The following is a 1027-nucleotide window of genomic DNA, read 5'->3' as shown; positions in this document are numbered from 1 at the left end:
GTACGCAGCGTCGACTTTACGGCCAACAATTCCCGCGAAACGGACGAAGGTGCGCCCGGGGGCGCACCTTGACACAACCCTGATGTCGGCGCCCGGCCCTGATGTCAGTGCCCGGCGATCCCGCCGTCGCGCAGTTCAAGGACCCGGTCGGCGAGGTCGAGCAGCGCCGCGTCGTGCGTGGCGACCAGGGCGGTGACGCCTTCGCCGCGCACCACGGCGCGTAGCAGCTCCATCACCGCGAGCCCGGTCTCGGCGTCGAGCTGTCCGGTGGGCTCGTCCGCGACGAGCAGGGAGGGTCTGTTGGCGAGCGCGCGGGCGATCGCCACCCGCTGCTGCTGTCCTCCGGAGAGCTCGCCGGGCCGCTGCTCGGCGTGGTCGGCGAGCCCGACGAGGGCGAGGAGCAGCGCGACGCGCTCCTCGCGCGCCCGGGGTTCGGTCTTGCGCAGCCGCAGGGGCACGCCGACGTTCTCGGCGGCGGTGAGGATCGGGATGAGTCCGAAGGACTGGAAGACGAAGCCGACGCGGTCGCGGCGCAGCTCCAGGAGGCCGTCCTCGCCGAGGCCCGCGAGTTCGAGCCCCTCGACGGTGACCTTGCCCGCGTCCGGGGTGTCGAGTCCGCCGACGAGATTGAGCAGGGTGGTCTTGCCGGACCCGGACCGTCCCTTCAGGGCGACGAGCTCGCCGCGCGGGACGGTGAAGGAGACACCGCGCAGGGCGTGCACGGCGGACGCGCCGCTGCCGTACGTCCGGTGCAGGTCCTCGACGACCACCGCGCTCTCGGCCATGCGTACCCACTCCCCCGTACGGACCTGCCGGGCCGGGCGCCAGTATGGTCACGGCGCGCCCGGCCCGACAAGGTCCGCAGCAGCCCGGCCGGGTCAGCTCGGGTTGTCGGCGTGGGTCAGGGTCTCCCAGGCGACGAACAGGTTGTTGGAGCCTGCCGGGCGGTTCTGCTCGGTGAGCTTCTGGGTGTTGGTCATGGCGTTGCCGAGGCGGTTGTGCAGCGCGTTGTAGCCGACCTCCGTGA

At 72.2% G+C, this 1027-nt stretch carries 1 protein-coding gene and 1 pseudogene; both read right to left on the bottom strand.

The window, feature by feature from the left end:
- Positions 1 to 104 precede the first annotated feature (104 nt).
- A complete protein-coding gene (locus ACQKIP_RS48135; protein ID WP_365858334.1) occupies positions 105 to 785 on the bottom strand; it encodes an ABC transporter ATP-binding protein in 681 nt (226 codons plus the stop codon).
- A 93-nt stretch (positions 786 to 878) separates the two neighbouring features.
- Positions 879 to 1027, bottom strand: a pseudogene (locus ACQKIP_RS48130) (alginate lyase family protein); the annotation flags it as partial.

Origin of the sequence: Streptomyces sp. NPDC059900 (genome assembly GCF_050270335.1) — a bacterium.
Taxonomy (GTDB): Bacteria; Actinomycetota; Actinomycetes; order Streptomycetales; family Streptomycetaceae; genus Streptomyces.
The sequence above is the reverse complement of the archived record's forward strand: the minus strand, read 5'-3'. Positions and strand labels throughout refer to the sequence as shown.

What these genes read in the sequence shown, in the direction of transcription:
- ACQKIP_RS48135 (WP_365858334.1), bottom strand. Translation starts at nt 785, where the DNA reads ATGGCCGAGAGCGCGGTGGTCGTCGAGGACCTGCACCGGACGTACGGC.